The sequence below is a fragment of the Burkholderia sp. IT-111MI5 genome (assembly GCF_949752865.1).
In the GTDB taxonomy this organism is placed as follows: domain Bacteria; phylum Pseudomonadota; class Gammaproteobacteria; order Burkholderiales; family Burkholderiaceae; genus Burkholderia; species Burkholderia pyrrocinia_C.
The window spans coordinates 177,116-191,358 of record NZ_CATKIF010000044.1; the positions used below are offsets into that span (position 1 = coordinate 177,116).

At 66.8% G+C, this 14,243-nt stretch carries 16 protein-coding genes and 1 tRNA gene; 9 read left to right on the forward strand and 8 right to left on the reverse strand.

Going from position 1 to position 14,243, the window contains the following annotated elements; all coding sequences use genetic code 11:
* The first annotated feature begins 53 nt into the window (after window positions 1-53).
* The 3 genes from rpiA to ACM6JT_RS25485 all read left to right on the forward strand — a co-directional run bounded on the left by rpiA (window position 54) and on the right by ACM6JT_RS25485 (window position 2,833).
* Window positions 54-755, forward strand: a complete 702-nt coding sequence (gene rpiA, locus ACM6JT_RS25475; protein ID WP_034184070.1) for a ribose-5-phosphate isomerase RpiA — start codon at window positions 54-56, stop codon at window positions 753-755.
* Between the two features lie 273 nt (window positions 756-1,028).
* Complete coding sequence (locus ACM6JT_RS25480; protein ID WP_034184071.1) at window positions 1,029-1,745, forward strand: FadR/GntR family transcriptional regulator; 717 nt, start codon at window positions 1,029-1,031, stop codon at window positions 1,743-1,745.
* Window positions 1,746-1,846: 101 nt separating this feature from the next.
* Window positions 1,847-2,833 carry a Gfo/Idh/MocA family protein gene (locus ACM6JT_RS25485; RefSeq protein ID WP_414857547.1) on the forward strand — a complete coding sequence of 329 codons (987 nt, stop codon included), beginning with the start codon at window positions 1,847-1,849 and terminating at the stop codon, window positions 2,831-2,833.
* A 52-nt stretch (window positions 2,834-2,885) separates the two neighbouring features.
* On the opposite strand, the gene ACM6JT_RS25490 is transcribed toward ACM6JT_RS25485, so the two are convergent.
* From ACM6JT_RS25490 to ACM6JT_RS25520, 7 genes are all read right to left on the reverse strand, one after another.
* Window positions 2,886-3,578 carry an amino acid ABC transporter permease gene (locus tag ACM6JT_RS25490; protein ID WP_034184073.1) on the reverse strand — a complete coding sequence of 231 codons (693 nt, stop codon included), beginning with the start codon at window positions 3,576-3,578 and terminating at the stop codon, window positions 2,886-2,888.
* A 122-nt stretch (window positions 3,579-3,700) separates the two neighbouring features.
* The gene (locus ACM6JT_RS25495; protein WP_034184074.1) at window positions 3,701-4,495 is read right to left on the reverse strand and encodes a cystine ABC transporter substrate-binding protein; all 795 of its coding nucleotides are present in this window, start codon (window positions 4,493-4,495) and stop codon (window positions 3,701-3,703) included.
* Window positions 4,496-4,601: 106 nt separating this feature from the next.
* A complete protein-coding gene (locus tag ACM6JT_RS25500; RefSeq protein WP_175749354.1) occupies window positions 4,602-5,639 on the reverse strand; it encodes a quinone-dependent dihydroorotate dehydrogenase in 1,038 nt (345 codons plus the stop codon).
* A 97-nt stretch (window positions 5,640-5,736) separates the two neighbouring features.
* The gene (locus ACM6JT_RS25505) at window positions 5,737-6,567 is read right to left on the reverse strand and encodes an arginyltransferase (protein ID WP_034184076.1); all 831 of its coding nucleotides are present in this window, start codon (window positions 6,565-6,567) and stop codon (window positions 5,737-5,739) included.
* A 33-nt stretch (window positions 6,568-6,600) separates the two neighbouring features.
* The gene (aat, locus tag ACM6JT_RS25510) at window positions 6,601-7,365 is read right to left on the reverse strand and encodes a leucyl/phenylalanyl-tRNA--protein transferase (protein ID WP_034184077.1); all 765 of its coding nucleotides are present in this window, start codon (window positions 7,363-7,365) and stop codon (window positions 6,601-6,603) included.
* 10 nt (window positions 7,366-7,375) lie between these two features.
* Window positions 7,376-7,921, reverse strand: coding sequence for an NUDIX hydrolase (locus tag ACM6JT_RS25515; RefSeq protein ID WP_021161562.1), 546 nt, complete (start codon window positions 7,919-7,921; stop codon window positions 7,376-7,378).
* A gap of 184 nt (window positions 7,922-8,105) precedes the next feature.
* Window positions 8,106-8,182 (reverse strand) — tRNA-Met (locus tag ACM6JT_RS25520).
* 197 nt (window positions 8,183-8,379) lie between these two features.
* Here ACM6JT_RS25520 and ACM6JT_RS25525 point away from each other — a divergent pair.
* Genes ACM6JT_RS25525 through ACM6JT_RS25535 form a run of 3 tightly spaced genes read left to right on the forward strand, consistent with a single transcriptional unit; the run spans window position 8,380 to window position 10,405 of the window.
* The gene (locus ACM6JT_RS25525) at window positions 8,380-8,877 is read left to right on the forward strand and encodes a heme-degrading domain-containing protein (RefSeq protein WP_034184078.1); all 498 of its coding nucleotides are present in this window, start codon (window positions 8,380-8,382) and stop codon (window positions 8,875-8,877) included.
* A gap of 3 nt (window positions 8,878-8,880) precedes the next feature.
* A complete protein-coding gene (locus tag ACM6JT_RS25530; protein ID WP_034184079.1) occupies window positions 8,881-9,219 on the forward strand; it encodes a DMT family transporter in 339 nt (112 codons plus the stop codon).
* A 31-nt stretch (window positions 9,220-9,250) separates the two neighbouring features.
* Complete coding sequence (locus ACM6JT_RS25535) at window positions 9,251-10,405, forward strand: enoyl-CoA hydratase/isomerase family protein (protein WP_414857548.1); 1,155 nt, start codon at window positions 9,251-9,253, stop codon at window positions 10,403-10,405.
* Between the two features lie 108 nt (window positions 10,406-10,513).
* Here ACM6JT_RS25535 and ACM6JT_RS25540 read toward each other — a convergent pair whose 3' ends face one another.
* Window positions 10,514-10,942, reverse strand: coding sequence for a hypothetical protein (locus ACM6JT_RS25540; RefSeq protein ID WP_034184081.1), 429 nt, complete (start codon window positions 10,940-10,942; stop codon window positions 10,514-10,516).
* A gap of 341 nt (window positions 10,943-11,283) precedes the next feature.
* Between ACM6JT_RS25540 and ssuD the strand changes: the two genes are divergently transcribed.
* From ssuD to ACM6JT_RS25555, 3 genes are read left to right on the forward strand one after another with little or no spacing between them, the layout of a single operon-like run.
* Window positions 11,284-12,441, forward strand: a complete 1,158-nt coding sequence (ssuD, locus tag ACM6JT_RS25545; RefSeq protein ID WP_072441762.1) for an FMNH2-dependent alkanesulfonate monooxygenase — start codon at window positions 11,284-11,286, stop codon at window positions 12,439-12,441.
* Window positions 12,442-12,458: 17 nt separating this feature from the next.
* On the forward strand, window positions 12,459-13,271 hold the full coding sequence (ssuC, locus tag ACM6JT_RS25550) for an aliphatic sulfonate ABC transporter permease SsuC (protein WP_034184083.1): 813 nt from the start codon (window positions 12,459-12,461) through the stop codon (window positions 13,269-13,271).
* Window positions 13,268-14,227: an ATP-binding cassette domain-containing protein gene (locus tag ACM6JT_RS25555; RefSeq protein WP_034184084.1), complete on the forward strand. Its 960-nt coding sequence runs from the start codon at window positions 13,268-13,270 to the stop codon at window positions 14,225-14,227. The genes ssuC and ACM6JT_RS25555 overlap by 4 nt, the downstream gene beginning before the upstream one ends.
* Window positions 14,228-14,243 lie beyond the last annotated feature (16 nt).

A 14,243-nucleotide genomic window follows, 5' to 3' on the forward strand; every position in this document is an offset into this window, starting at 1 on the left:
ATCCGAGTCCGGTAAACTGGCGGTTTTCCGCAATCCCACAGCATTACCACGCCATGACTCAAGACGAACTCAAACGCCTCGTCGGCCAGGCCGCCGCCGATTACGTGATCCAGAACGTGCCGGAAGGCGCCGTGATCGGCGTCGGCACCGGCTCGACCGCCAACTGCTTCATCGACGCACTCGCCGTCGTCAAGTCGCGCTATCGCGGCGCCGTGTCGAGTTCCGTCGCCACGACCGAACGCCTGAAATCGCACGGCATCAAGGTGTTCGACCTGAACGAGGTCGACTCGCTGCAGGTGTACGTCGACGGCGCCGACGAGATCGACGCGAGCGGCGCGATGATCAAGGGCGGCGGCGGCGCGCTCACGCGCGAGAAGATCGTCGCGTCGGTGGCCGACACGTTCGTCTGCATCGCCGACGCCAGCAAGCGCGTGCCGGTGCTCGGCGCGTTCCCGCTGCCGATCGAGGTCGTGCCGATGGCGCGCACGGCGATCGGCCGGCGCGTGACCGCGCTCGGCGGCGTGCCCGTGCTGCGCGTGACGAAGGACGGCGCACCGTACATCACCGACAACGGCAACGAGATCATCGACGTGAAGGGGCTGCAGATCGCCGATCCGCGCGGCTTCGAAGCGCAGGTGAACGGATGGCCGGGCGTCGTGACCGTCGGGTTGTTTGCCGAGCGCGGCGCGAATCTGTGCTTGCTCGGCACGGAAAACGGCGTTGAAACGATCGTTTATTCGGCCGAATCGAGTTGAATGAGAAGCAGTCCGTAACGGTGTCAGGGACCCGTAATGGATTGCATGTTTAAATCTTGTGGAAATCATGGCCCGGCAGGCGCAGCGCGCTTCCCGGGCCTTTTTTGTAGCCTTATAAATCACCCCGTCAAAAAGAGGGATAACCCTGTCAGGTGTTTACCAGATAGCGAAATATCCTCGAACTCATCAACTTATAGATCATAAGAACAGTAGTAACCAGGGCCGGCGGAACTGCGGAGCAGGTGTTCGCAAATCGACGCACGGGGAGGTGTCATGGAGCAGGGCAAAGACCGGTCACTGGTCGCCAAAGTGATGGATGGGCTTGTCTCGGGTATCGTCGAAGACAAGTACGGCGGCATCTTGCCGCCACAGGACGTGCTGTCGAAAGAATTCGACGTGAGTCGCACGGTGATGCGGGAAGCGTTGTCGATGTTGCTAGCGCGCGACATGCTGGACGTGCGGCCGAAAGTCGGCACGCGCGTGCGGCCGATGCGCGACTGGCGAATGATCGATGAAGACGTCGTGAGCTGGCGATTTCGGGCAAAACCCGATCCGCAGTTCATGCGCGACGTCATCGAATTTCGAATGCTGATCGAACCGCGCGCGACCGCGCAGGCGGCGGTGCGTGCGACCGCAGCCGACATCGCGGGGATCCGTGAAGCGTTCGATGCGTTCAAGGTGTTGCAGCCCGGCGATCCCGGCTACGACACGGCGGACGAGTTGCTGCACACGCGGATCGTGCAGGCGAGCGGCAACCAGTTCTTTCAGCAGATGGCGGCGATCGTGCGCGGGGCGGTGCGTCTCGTGAATCCGCGCGTCGTGCAGAAGGAAGGCGCGCACGAGATCGCGGTGAAGGCGCATGCGCGTGTCGTCGATGCGATCGAACGGCGCGATCCGCGCGAAGCCGAAGCGGCCTCGCTCGCGCTGATCGATTTCAGCGCCGACGAGATCTCGCGCGATTTCTCCGTCGACGTGCCCATGCGCGCCTGAACCTGCTCGCGTCGCTCATCCGTGTGCCGGCGAGCCGTTTATCATGACGGCCGGTCGGCAGCGTGCCGGCCACCGTCATACGACCGACACGGAAGATCAGGATGAACGACAACGACCACCGCCCGGTGCGCTTCGGCATCGTCGGCGCAGGCAGCATCGCACGCCGCTTCGCGCAAAGCCTCGCGCACGTTCCAGGCGCCACGCTCGCCGGTGCCTGGGCCCGCCGCGCCGACGCAGCGGCAGCCTTTTGCGAGACATGCGGCGGCACGCCTGCCGCGAGCCTCGAAGCACTCCTCGCGAGCGACATCGACGCGGTCTACATCGCGACGCTCCATGACAGTCACGCACAGTACACGCTGGCCGCACTTGCCGCCGGCAAGGCCGTGCTGTGCGAAAAGCCCGCGACGCTGAATGCGGCGCAACTCGACACCGTGCTGCGTGCGGCACGCGACGCCGGACGGCTCTTCATGGAAGCGATGAAGCCGCCGTTCTTTCCGCTGTACCGCCAGCTGCGTGCGCACCTGCATGACGATCCGATCGGCGAGATCCGGCTCGTGCGCGCAGGGTGCGCATCGTCGTCGGTACCCGGCGACCATTCCGTCTATCGCCTCGATCGCGCGGGCGGCGCGCTGCTCGACATCGGGATCTACGAGGCGTTTCTCGCGGTCGACTGGCTCGGCGCGGTGCTCGACGTGCAGACGCTCGGCCGCGTCGGCGCGACGGGCGTCGACATGTTCGCGAGCCTGAACAGCCTGCATGCGAACGGCGGGATCGCGCAGCTCTTTTGCGGGCTCGACATGATGGGGCGCGGCGATGCGCTGATCGCCGCGGCCGGCGGGCACGTGACGATTCACGAGAAATGGTGGAACCCCGCGCGCGCGACGATCCGTTATGCGGACGGGCGCACCGTCGAACTCGACGCACCGGCCGAAGGCGGCGGGCTGAACTACGAGACCGCGCATTTCTGCGACCTGCTGCGCGCGGGCGAAACCGAAAGCCCGATCATGACGCACGACCATTCGCGACAGATGATCGCGATGACCGATGCCGCGCGTGCCGCGCTCGGCGTGCGCTATTCGGGCGAGTAGGCGGGAACGAAGGTGCCGGGCCTGCGTGCGCGGCCCGGCGGATGGCGTGCGCTCAGTGCCGCGACGGCAGCGACAGGCGCTTTTCGTACCAGCGCTGCGCCCATTCGAGGATCTGGCACAGGATCCAGTACACGGCCGCGGCGGCGAGATAGAGCGGTAGCGGCTGGTAGGTCGCCGCGATCACTTCCTGCGCGCTGCGCAGCAGTTCGGTCACGGTGATCACGGACACGAGCGACGTGTCCTTGATCAGGCTGATCAGGCTGTTCGACAGGCTCGGCACCGCAATGCGCAGCGCCTGCGGGCCGATCACGTAGCGCAGCGTCTGCCCCCACGACAGCCCGAGGCTGTACGACGCGAGCCACTGGCCGCGGTGGATGCCGTTGATCGCGCCGCGCATGCTTTCGGACATGTAAGCCGCGACGTTCGCGGACAGCGCGATGACGCCGGCCGGCGTCGGTTCGAGCGAGATGCCGAGGCTCGGCAGCCCGTAGTAGATGACGAAGATCTGCACCAGCAGCGGCGTGCCGCGCATCAGGCTCACGTACGCGCGCGCGAGCCACGCGAGCGCGTTGACCCAGATGCGTTCGAAGCCGTCGAGCGGCTCGCTTTGCCGGATGCCCATCATCGCGAGCACGACGGCGCCGAGCAGGCCGAACACCATCGACAGCACGGCGAACTTGACGGTCAGTACGGCGCCCTGGGCGAGCACCGGCAGCGATTGGACGAGCAGGGACGTTGTCGACATGGAATACGAATCGGATGCGTGCGCGAAAGCGCAATCATAAACCGGACGAATAAAGCAAAGGGCGGCATCGTTGCGGATGCCGCCCTGTCCGGCCCGCCGTCAGGCGGGAAATGCAGGCGTGCTTACTTGATCGGCTTCGTCACGTCGATGCCGAACCACTTGTCCGAGATCTTCGTGAACGTGCCGTCGGCCGCGAGCTGGGCCATCGCGTCGTCGATCGCCTTCTGGAACTTCGGGTTGCCCTTCTTGAACGGGATGCCCGACGGGTTCGCCGAACCGACGTTTGCGCCCGGGCGCAGCGGAAGCTGCGAATTCTTCGTCAGGTACGCGAGCATCAGGCGGTCGTTGAGCGCTGCATCGAGGCGGCCGGCCGCGAGATCGCGCAGGTACTCGGGCGCGCCCGGGTACGTCTTCACGTCGATGCCGGGCACCGACTTCGCCATGTCCATGTAGTTCGTGCCGAGCGCGACGCCGAGCTTCTTGCCCTTCAGGTCTTCCAGCGACTTGAAGTCACGCGAGTCGTCCTTGCGCTGGATCAGTTGCGCGGACGAGTACGTGTACGCCGGCGAGAAGTCGAGCGTCTCCTTGCGCTTGTCGGTGATGCCGACCTGGTTGGCGATCACGTCGAACTTGCCGGCCTGCAGGCCCGCGATGATGCCGCTCCATTCGGTCGTCACGAACTCGGCCTTCACGCCGAGCTTCGCGGCGACGGCCTTCGCGACGTCGACGTCGAAGCCGACGAGCTCACCTTGCGGGTTCTTCGAGTTGAACGGCGGGAACGTGCCCTCGAGGCCGATCCGCAGCGTGCCGCGTTGTTTCACCTGGTCGAGGAGGTCGGCCGCATGCGCGGTGGCGGCGGCGAACGACGTGCCGATCAGGCCGGCAACCAGCAGCTTCTTCAGCAGCGAAAATTTCATCGTGTGAGCTTCCTTGCCCCGGCGGGGGCTCCTGTTCTGATAGTGCGACCGATGATAGCAAAAATGCAATCGATCGATAAATATCGTTTGTTTATGCCTATATAACTTACGCGGTGCGCTCGCGGGCGATCGCCTTCACGCATTCGGCGACGAGCGCGGGGCCGCGGTAGATGAAGCCCGTATAAAGCTGGACCAGCGATGCGCCTGCCGCGAGCTTCGCCCGGGCGTCCTCGCCCGAGAAAATGCCGCCGACGCCGATGATCGGCACTGCGCTGCCGACTTCGGCGTGCAGCTTGCGGATCACTTCGTTCGACGCATCGAACACCGGGCGGCCCGACAGGCCGCCGGCTTCGTCCGCATGCGGCAGGCCCTGGACGGCCGCACGCGACAGCGTCGTGTTGGTGGCGATCACCGCTTCGATCTTGTGGCGCAGCAGCGTGTCGCCGATTTCCTTGACCTGTTCGTCGTCGAGATCGGGCGCGATCTTCAGCGCGAGCGGCACGAGCTTGCCGTGCAGGTCGGCGAGGCGCTGCTGCTTGTCCTTGAGCGCCGCGAGCAGCGCGTCGAGCTCGCCCGCGCCCTGCAGCTGGCGCAGGTTCTTCGTGTTAGGCGACGAGATGTTGATCGTCACGTAGCTCGCGAACGGGTACACGCGTTCGAGGCAGTACAGGTAGTCCTCGGCCGCGCGTTCGATCGGCGTATCGGCGTTCTTGCCGATGTTCAGGCCGAGGATGCCGCGATAGCGGGCGGCCTGGACGTTCTTCACGAACTGGTCGACGCCGTGGTTGTTGAAGCCCATCCGGTTGATCAGCGCTTCGGCCTGCGGCAGGCGGAACATCCGCGGGCGCGGGTTGCCGGGCTGCGCGCGCGGCGTGACCGTGCCGACCTCGATGAAGCCGAAGCCGAGCGCCGCGAGGCCGTCGATGGCCGCGCCGTCCTTGTCGAGGCCGGCCGCGAGGCCGACCGGGTTGCGGAACGTGAGCCCCATCACGGTGCGCGGCGCGTCGGGCACGCGGGAGGACAGCGCGCAGGCGAGGCCGGTGCGGCCGGCCGCGCCGAGCGCGCGCAGCGTGAGGTGGTGAGCGTCTTCCGCATCCATCTTGAACAGGGATGCGCGGGCCAGCGGATAAAGGGAACTGAACACGGGAATTGGGCGGGCAGCCGGAATGAATGACAACCCGCTATTTTACCGGGAGTTGCGCGGCAGGGGCATGCTTCGCTTCGCAGCCCCGCGGCGCGCGTCAGCCCGAGCCGGAATGCCCGCCGGGCAACGGCGCGCGGGCCAGTGCCGCATCGACGGGCGGCAGGTCGACCCGTTCCGGATCGAGTATCTTCCAGCGGCCGTCGATCAGCCCTTCGAGCGGGTGGAAGTTCGCCTTGTACGCCATCTTCGGGCTCTCGCGGATCCAGTAGCCGAGGTACACGTACGGCAGCCCGAGGCTCTTCGCCTGCTCGATCTGCCACAGGATGTTGTAGGTGCCGTAGCTCGTGTGCCGGTCGTCGGGCTCGAAGAACGTGTAGACGGACGACAGCCCGTCGCCGAGGATGTCGATCATGCTGACCATGCGCAGCTTGCCGGGCTCGCCGCCCGGCGCGTCGAGGTCGCGGAATTCGACGAGGCGCGAGTTGATCCGGCTCTGCAGCAGGAACTGCTCGTACTGGTCGCGGCTGTCGCGATCCATTCCGCCGCCCGCGTGGCGCGCGGACTGGTAGCGCATGTAGAGCGCGTAGTGTTCTTCGTCGTAGTGCAGCGGCGAAACCGTCGCGATGAGCGCGCGGTGCCGTTTCCACATCCTGCGCTGCGTGCGCGACGGCACGAACGCGTCGATGGGCACGCGCACCGGTACGCAGGCGCGGCAGCCGTCGCAGTACGGGCGATACGTGAAGACGCCCGAGCGCCGGAAGCCGGCCTTCACGAGTTCGGTGTAGATGTCCGAGTTGATCAGGTGGCTCGGCGTCGCGACTTGCGAGCGCGCGATACGGCCGTCCAGATAGCTGCACGGATAGGGCGCCGTTGCATAGAATTGCAGCGCCGAAAGCGGTGAAAGCGGCAGCTCAGTCGGGTGAGTCATGGGCAGCTCTCGATGCAGGGAAGGAGTGCCGCGCTAGCGCTCGATCCCGGAGGGCGCCGCCGTTTCGGCGGGGCCCGTCAGCGCGGCGAGCACGCGCTTGTCGAACTGCCACGGAATCGGCGGTTCGGCTACCGCGCGGCGCACGTGAGCAACAAAGGCCTTGCGTGCGATCTCGCGGCCGCCGAGCGACGCTAGATGCGACGTATTCTGCTGGCAGTCTATCATCTCCAGCCCCTGGTCGCGAAGGTGGGCGACGAGCGCGGCCAGCGCGATTTTCGATGCGTCGGTGGCATCCGCATACATCGATTCGCCGAAAAACATCCGCCCGAACGACACGCCGTACAGGCCGCCGACGCGGCGCCCGTCGTGCCATGTCTCGATGCTGTGCGCGTTGCCGGAGCGGTAGAGCGACGTATAGGCGTCGATGATCTCCGCCGTGATCCACGTGCCGCGCTGCCCGCGGCGCGGCGCCTGCGCGCAGGCGCGCATCACGCCCGGAAAGTCGTGATCGACGCGCACTTCCCATGCGGGCTCGCGCAGCACGCGCTTCAGCGTCTTGCGCAGCGACGGCGACACCTTGAATTCGGCCGGCACGAGGATCATGCGCGGGTCGGGGCTCCACCACAGCACCGGCTGGCCGTCCGAGTACCACGGGAAGATGCCGCGCAGGTACGCGTCGATGAGGCGCGACGGCAGCAGGTCGGCGCTCGCGGCGAGCAGCCCGGGCGCGCCGGTCGCGGGGCCGAGCGCGCGTTCGATGGGCGGAAACGGATCGTCCGGGCCGAGCCAGGGGACCATGGGGGCGGGCTCAGCCGTTGCGCAGCGAGCGGAAGATATCGCCGGTGTGCACGCCGTAGTCGCCGGCGGCGCGATCGGCGAAGAAGAATCGCAGGGTCTGGCTGACGGTCGGGAACGCGATTTCGTCCCACGGGATGTCGGCTTCGTCGAACAGCTTCACTTCGAGGCTTTCCTCGCCGGCTTCGAAACCCGGATCGGTGAGCCGCGCGAGGTAGAACAGATGGACCTGGTGCACGTGCGGCACGTTGAGCAGCGTGAACAGGTTCTGTACCTCGACGCGCGCGCCGGCTTCCTCGAGCGTTTCGCGCGCGGCGGCTTCGGCCGTCGTTTCGCCCATTTCCATGAAGCCCGCGGGCAGCGTCCAGAATCCGTAGCGCGGTTCGATCGCGCGGCGGCACAGCAGGATCTGATCGCCCCAGACCGGGACCGTGCCGACGACGTTGCGCGGATTCTGGTAATGGATCGTGCCGCAGTGATCGCAGACGAAGCGCTCGCGGTTGTCGCCGGGAGGAATACGCGCGATGACTTCGTGGCCGCAGACGGAGCAGAATTTCATGTCGAGTGGAAGGGACGAGGTGATGCGAGTGTATCACCGGGGCGCGGCATTCTTGAACGCCTGCGCATGCCGGCGGCGTGCTGCCGCGAAGCGGCGGGCGCGCGCGAAGAGGGGGCGGGGATCGGGTGCGGAAAAACAAAAAGCCCGGTACGAGACCGGGCTTTTTGCATGAATCTGGACGGGTTGGTTGCGGGGGTAGGATTTGAACCTACGACCTTCGGGTTATGAGCCCGACGAGCTGCCAGACTGCTCCACCCCGCGTCCGTCGAAGAAATGAATTATAAGGAGTTCCCCTGACGCGTGCAAGCACTTTCTGACAATCGCGTGTCGCGTCTCGTGGGGACGGCACGGTGGGCGCGTGCGCTAGAATCGAGCGGTTTGTTTCGTCTCTTCGGCAGCGGCGCCGTGCGCGATCGCATCGGCACCGCTGCGACTCACCTTATTGCATCGACGGATTCATGGACATCGCTCACGATCTTCAATCGATCGGCGCGCAGGAACAGGCGCTCGTGTTTCCCCATTTCGACCCGGCCCGCGCGTGGGCGCTCGGCAACCGGATGCATGCGCTCGCGACGTCGCGCGGCCATGCCATCGCGATCGACATCGTGACGTTCGGCCAGCCGCTGTTCTACGCGGCGCTTGCCGGTGCGACCCCCGACAACGCCGACTGGGTGCGCCGCAAGCGCAACGTCGTCGCGCATTTCCGGCGCAGCTCGTATGCGATCGGCCTGCGCATGCAGCAGGCCGGCGCCACGCTGGCGGACAAGCACGGGCTGCCGATCGCCGAATATTCGCCGCACGGCGGTTCGTTTCCGCTGACCGTCGCGGGCGCCGGCGTGATCGGCTCGATCACCGCGTCGGGGCTGCCGCAGCGCGCGGACCACGAATTCGTCGTCGAGGCGCTGTGTGCCGAGCTCGGCCAGGACTACGCCGTGCTGGCCCTCGCAAGGAGCTGAGCGATGCAGCTTCCCGGATACGCATGGCTCGCGATCGCGATCGTCGCGGAAGTGGTCGGCACGTCCGCGCTGCGCGCGGCGGACGGCTTCACGCGCTTCTGGCCGTCGGCGCTCGTCGTCGCCGGTTACGGCATCGCGTTCTACTGCCTGTCGCTGACGCTGCGCACGATGCCCGTCGGCATCATCTATGCAGTCTGGTCGGGCGCCGGCATCGTGTTGATCACGCTCGTCGCGATGCTGCTCTATCGTCAGGTGCCGGACGTGCCGGCGGTGATCGGTCTCGGGCTGATCATCTCGGGCGTCGTGGTGCTGAACCTGTTCTCGAAGATGCAGGCGCACTGAACGTGCGACTGCCATTTGCCGGATGACCCTCATGACCGATTCCACTTCCGCTGCCGTTTCCGCCGAATCCGCCCAGCCTGACGTGCGCGCCTATGTCGCGAACCGCATCGGTTTTCTCGAACTGAACCGGCCGAAGGCATTGAACGCGCTGTCGGGCGGCATGATCCGGCTGATGCAGCAGGCGCTCGACGCGTGGCGCGACGATCCGGAGGTGGTTGCCGTCGTCGTGCACAGTCCGCATCCGCGCGCGTTCTGCGCGGGCGGCGACGTGCGCTTTTTCCACGACGCATGGCAGCGCGGCGACCGCGATGCGATCGACGCGTTCTTCATCGACGAATACACGCTGAACCATACGATTTTCACCTATCCGAAGCCCTATATCGCGCTGATGCATGGCGTCGTGATGGGCGGCGGCATGGGTATTTCGCAGGCGGCGCGGCATACGGGCGGCCTGCGCGTCGTGACCGATTCGACGAAGATGGCGATGCCCGAAACGCGCATCGGCCTGTTCCCGGACGTCGGGATGAGCTGGTTTCTCGCGCGCACGCCCGGCGCGATCGGTCGTTATCTCGCCGTGACGGGCGCGACGCTCGACGCGGCCGGTGCGCTGTACGCGCAGCTCGCCGACGTCTATCTGCCCGATGCCGCGCTGCCGGCGCTGCTCGATACGCTACGCAGCGTGCGCATCGACAGCGGTGCGCAGGCCGTCGCCTGCGTGGCGGACGCGGCTGCCGCGCACAAGGTCGTGCCGACGTTGGACACGTCGGCGCTGGCCGATGCACGCGCCGGGATCGACCGCCATTTCGCGCAGCCCGACGTCAATGCGATCCTCGCGTCGCTCGATGCCGAGCCGGATTGCGCGGCCGTCGACGGGTGGGTCGAGAAGGCGACCCATGCGATGCGCGGCCAGCTGTCGCCGCTGTCGATGGCCGTGTCGCTCGAAGTCGTCGAGCGCGCACGCGGCGCGACGATGGCCGATTGCCTGCGGCGCGATCTCGATCTCACGCGCTCGACGTTCGCGCGCGGCGACGTGATCGAAGGCGTGCGCGCACTGATCGTCGACAAGGATCACCAGCCGGCCTGGCGCTTCAAGTCGGCCGCCGACATCGATCGGGCTGAGGTGCTCGCAATGTTCGACAGCCCGTGGACGCCCGACACGCATCCGCTGCGGAACCTGAAGGACTGACCCGCGCGCGAGACAGGAACGAAAAGGCCGCCTGCATGTGCAGGCGGCCTTTTCGTTTATTGACCGTCGATCGCTTTGCGGTCGAAGGGCACGGAGACCGGGCTCGCGTTACTCGTTGCCCGCGTCGTCCGACATGAACGCGCGCATGAACACGAGCGCGCCGAAGCCCCACACCGCGTTCGCCGCGAAGCCGGCCGCAAGCACGGGCATCATGTTGCCCGACGGCCAGATGCCGCGCAGCGGATCGATCGCGAACACGCGGGCTGCAGTCAGCACGATGCCGCCGAACATCAGTGAGCCGATCCACGACGCCTCGCGTTCCGGCGACACGCGCAACAGCCATGCCATCGGGATCGCGCAGCACGCGCTGATCAGCGCGTTCGCGACAAATTCAGGAATGCCGAGCGGCGCGAACGGCTGCGTGGAGAAGCCGGCCGCGGCGATCAGGTCCGCGGTGTGAAGGAGGGCGAGCGTGGCCTCGCGGAAGAACAGGGCGGCAAGGAAGCCGGACAGGAACGGCAGGATGACTTTCTGCATCGATGAGTGCACCGCAGGCGCGCCCGGCCGGGGCCGTTCGCGCGGAGTTATTCGGATAGGTACGCCATTATAGGGCCCGGTCGCCGCGATATTCGCTCCAGCGTCGTGCTAATCACGAAAGCGGAAAACCTAAGCTCAAAAAAATCGTTCCAAAGCCCTGCACCGATCCCTAGACTGATTTCCCAGAAACAGCCGTGCAATCGCGTATTTGCCCGCTGCACGGCCTGACCCGCGAACCATCCCGATTCGAACGCACACCATGCATGCGTCGCTCGTCCGCGACGCGAGCAGGGCGACGTTTTTTTCAAATTTCGGCAAGAACAGTCAAGCAGGAGCAGCAGATGAATGTGTTCTGGTTTATCCCCACGCATGGCGACAGCCGCTACCTCGGCACGGCCGAAGGCGCGCGCGCCGCAGATTACGATTATTTCAAGCAGGTCGCCGTCGCGGCGGACACGCTTGGGTACGAAGGCGTGCTGCTGCCGACCGGTCGTTCCTGCGAGGATGCGTGGGTCGTTGCGTCGAGCCTCATTCCGGCGACGCAGCGCCTGAAGTTCCTGGTTGCAATTCGTCCCGGCATCGCGTCGCCGGGGCTGTCGGCGCGCATGGCCGCGACGTTCGACCGCCTGTCGGGCGGCCGCCTGCTGATCAACGTCGTGACGGGCGGCGATGCGGCCGAACTCGAAGGCGACGGCCTGTTCGCCGATCACGATACGCGTTACGAGATCACCGACGACTTCCTGAACATCTGGCGCGGGCTGCTTGCCGCGTCGCACGACAACGGCGGCTTCGACTACATCGGCAAGCACCTGCAGTCGAAGGGCGGCAAGGCGCTTTATCCGCCCGTGCAGCGTCCGCATCCGCCGCTGTGGTTCGGCGGCTCGTCGCCGGCCGCGCACGCGATTGCCGCCGATCATATCGATACCTATCTGACCTGGGGCGAGCCGCCCGAGGCGGTCGCGAAGAAGATCGCCGACATCCGTGCCCGCGCGGAGGCGCGCGGCCGCAAGATCAAGTTCGGCATTCGCCTGCACGTGATCGTGCGCGAGACCGAGGACGAAGCATGGCGCGATGCCGAGCGCCTGATCAGCCGCCTTGACGACGACACGATCGCGCGTGCGCAGAAGGCGTTCGCGAACATGGACTCGGAAGGTCAGCGCCGGATGGCCGCGCTGCACGGCGGCAAGCGCGGCGGCCGCGAGGCGCTCGAGGTGTATCCGAACCTGTGGGCCGGCGTCGGTCTCGTGCGCGGCGGCGCGGGCACCGCGCTCGTCGGCAATCCCGAGCAGGTTGCCGAGCGCATGCGCGAATACGCGGACCTCGGCATCGAGACGTTCATCCTGTCCGGCTACCCGCACCTCGAGGAGTCGTATCGCTTTGCCGAACTCGTGTTCCCGCTGATCAAGGGCAAGGGCGCGCAGCGGCCGGCCGGCCCGCTGTCGGGGCCGTTCGGCGAGATCGTCGGCAACAACTATCTGCCGAAGGCAAGCCAGAGCTGAGCGAGGAGAGGCCTGCGATGACAACGAAAACGTCGACGACGGGTGCCGCCGTGGCCGCCCGCGCATGGCGCGGCGTCGCGCCGTGGCTCGTGCCCCTCGCGCTGCTGGTTGTGTGGGAAGTCGGCGCGCGCACCGGCTGGCTGTCGACCCGCGTGCTGCCCGAGCCGGTGGCGGTCGTGCGGGCGGCGTGGTCGCTCGTGACGTCGGGCGAAATGTGGGCGAACGTGAAAGTGAGCACGTGGCGCGCGCTGTTCGGTTTTGCGATCGGCGGCGGCGTCGGTCTCGCGCTGGGGCTTGCAACCGGCCTGTCGAAGGCCGCCGAGGTCGCGCTCGATTCGACGATCCAGATGATCCGCAACATCCCGGCGCTCGCGATGATTCCGCTCGTGATCCTGTGGTTCGGCATCGACGAGAAGGCGAAGCTGTTCCTCGTCGCGCTCGGCGTGTTCTTCCCGGTCTACATCAACACGTATCACGGGATCCGCTCGGTCGACGCGAACCTGATCGAAATGGCGAAGAGTTACGGCGTGCGCGGCTTCGCGCTGTACCGCGACGTGATCCTGCCCGGTGCGTTGCCGTCGATCCTCGTCGGCGTGCGTTTCGCGCTCGGGCTGATGTGGGTGATGCTGATCGTCGCGGAAACCATCTCCGCGCAGTCGGGCATCGGCTACATGACGATGAACGCGCGTGAATTCCTGCAAACCGATGTGGTGGTGGTCGGCATCCTGCTGTACGCGGTGCTCGGCAAGCTGGCCGATGTGCTGGCTAAATGGCTCGAGCGCGTGACGCTGCGCTGGCACCCCGCTTACCAATCAGGAGCAAAGGCATGAATGCGACGACTTCGGCGGCCGCCTACGGCCCGCTCGCCGGCGCAGACCTCGAGGCCGAGCTCGCGCAGGCACGCGTCGCGGACGGCGATGCGCGCGACGCGGCAATCCTCGATCGTGACGGCAGCGCATCCGTCGTTCCGCTCGCGCGGCGGCGCGCGGGAAGCCCGGCGCCCGACGACGCGGTGACGCTGTCGGGCGTCAGCAAGCGCTTCGGCGCGCGCACCGTGCTCGACAACGTCGAACTCGGCATTGCGCGCGGCAGCTTCGTCGCGATCGTCGGTCGCAGCGGTTGCGGCAAGTCGACGCTGTTGCGTCTCGTCGCGGGACTCGAGCAGCCGAGCAGCGGCGCGCTCGTGACGCGCGGCGACGGCGGCGGTGCGCTCGATACGCGGATCATGTTCCAGGATGCGCGCCTGCTGCCGTGGAAAACCGTGCTGCAGAACGTGATGCTCGGCCTCGGGCGCGGCGCGCGCGACGACGCGCGCGCGGTGCTCGATGAAGTCGGCCTGCTGGAGCGGGCGAACGACTGGCCCGCGCAACTGTCGGGCGGTCAGCGGCAGCGTGTGTCACTGGCGCGGGCGCTCGTGCACCGGCCGCAACTGCTGCTGCTCGACGAGCCGCTCGGCGCGCTCGACGCGTTGACCCGCATCGAGATGCATGCGCTGATCGAGCGCTTGTGGCGCGAGCATCGGTTCACCGCGCTGCTCGTCACGCACGACGTGCAGGAGGCTGTCGCGCTCGGCGACCGCATCCTGCTCATCGAGCAGGGGCGCGTGGCGCTCGACCAGCCCGTCCCGCTCGACCGGCCGCGTGCTCGCGCATCGGCGGCGTTTGCGGCGCTGGAAGACCGCGTGCTGAAGCGCGTGCTTGCCGGCGGGCCTGGCACGGCCGAACCGGGCGCGGTGCATGAAGCAGACAACGTTCGACCGGTCGGGCAGATCCGCTGGGCCGTTTAAATCCGGGCGGCTCCGG

What these genes read in the sequence shown, in the direction of transcription:
- ssuD (WP_072441762.1), top strand. Translation starts at nt 11,284, where the DNA reads ATGAATGTGTTCTGGTTTATCCCCACGCATGGCGACAGCCGCTACCTC.
- ACM6JT_RS25490 (WP_034184073.1), bottom strand. Translation starts at nt 3,578, where the DNA reads ATGTCGACAACGTCCCTGCTCGTCCAATCGCTGCCGGTGCTCGCCCAG.
- ACM6JT_RS25495 (WP_034184074.1), bottom strand. Translation starts at nt 4,495, where the DNA reads ATGAAATTTTCGCTGCTGAAGAAGCTGCTGGTTGCCGGCCTGATCGGC.
- ACM6JT_RS25530 (WP_034184079.1), top strand. Translation starts at nt 8,881, where the DNA reads ATGCAGCTTCCCGGATACGCATGGCTCGCGATCGCGATCGTCGCGGAA.
- ACM6JT_RS25505 (WP_034184076.1), bottom strand. Translation starts at nt 6,567, where the DNA reads ATGACTCACCCGACTGAGCTGCCGCTTTCACCGCTTTCGGCGCTGCAA.
- ACM6JT_RS25485 (WP_414857547.1), top strand. Translation starts at nt 1,847, where the DNA reads ATGAACGACAACGACCACCGCCCGGTGCGCTTCGGCATCGTCGGCGCA.
- ACM6JT_RS25525 (WP_034184078.1), top strand. Translation starts at nt 8,380, where the DNA reads ATGGACATCGCTCACGATCTTCAATCGATCGGCGCGCAGGAACAGGCG.
- ACM6JT_RS25535 (WP_414857548.1), top strand. Translation starts at nt 9,251, where the DNA reads ATGACCGATTCCACTTCCGCTGCCGTTTCCGCCGAATCCGCCCAGCCT.
- ACM6JT_RS25480 (WP_034184071.1), top strand. Translation starts at nt 1,029, where the DNA reads ATGGAGCAGGGCAAAGACCGGTCACTGGTCGCCAAAGTGATGGATGGG.
- rpiA (WP_034184070.1), top strand. Translation starts at nt 54, where the DNA reads ATGACTCAAGACGAACTCAAACGCCTCGTCGGCCAGGCCGCCGCCGAT.
- ssuC (WP_034184083.1), top strand. Translation starts at nt 12,459, where the DNA reads ATGACAACGAAAACGTCGACGACGGGTGCCGCCGTGGCCGCCCGCGCA.
- aat (WP_034184077.1), bottom strand. Translation starts at nt 7,365, where the DNA reads ATGGTCCCCTGGCTCGGCCCGGACGATCCGTTTCCGCCCATCGAACGC.
- ACM6JT_RS25555 (WP_034184084.1), top strand. Translation starts at nt 13,268, where the DNA reads ATGAATGCGACGACTTCGGCGGCCGCCTACGGCCCGCTCGCCGGCGCA.
- ACM6JT_RS25540 (WP_034184081.1), bottom strand. Translation starts at nt 10,942, where the DNA reads ATGCAGAAAGTCATCCTGCCGTTCCTGTCCGGCTTCCTTGCCGCCCTG.
- ACM6JT_RS25515 (WP_021161562.1), bottom strand. Translation starts at nt 7,921, where the DNA reads ATGAAATTCTGCTCCGTCTGCGGCCACGAAGTCATCGCGCGTATTCCT.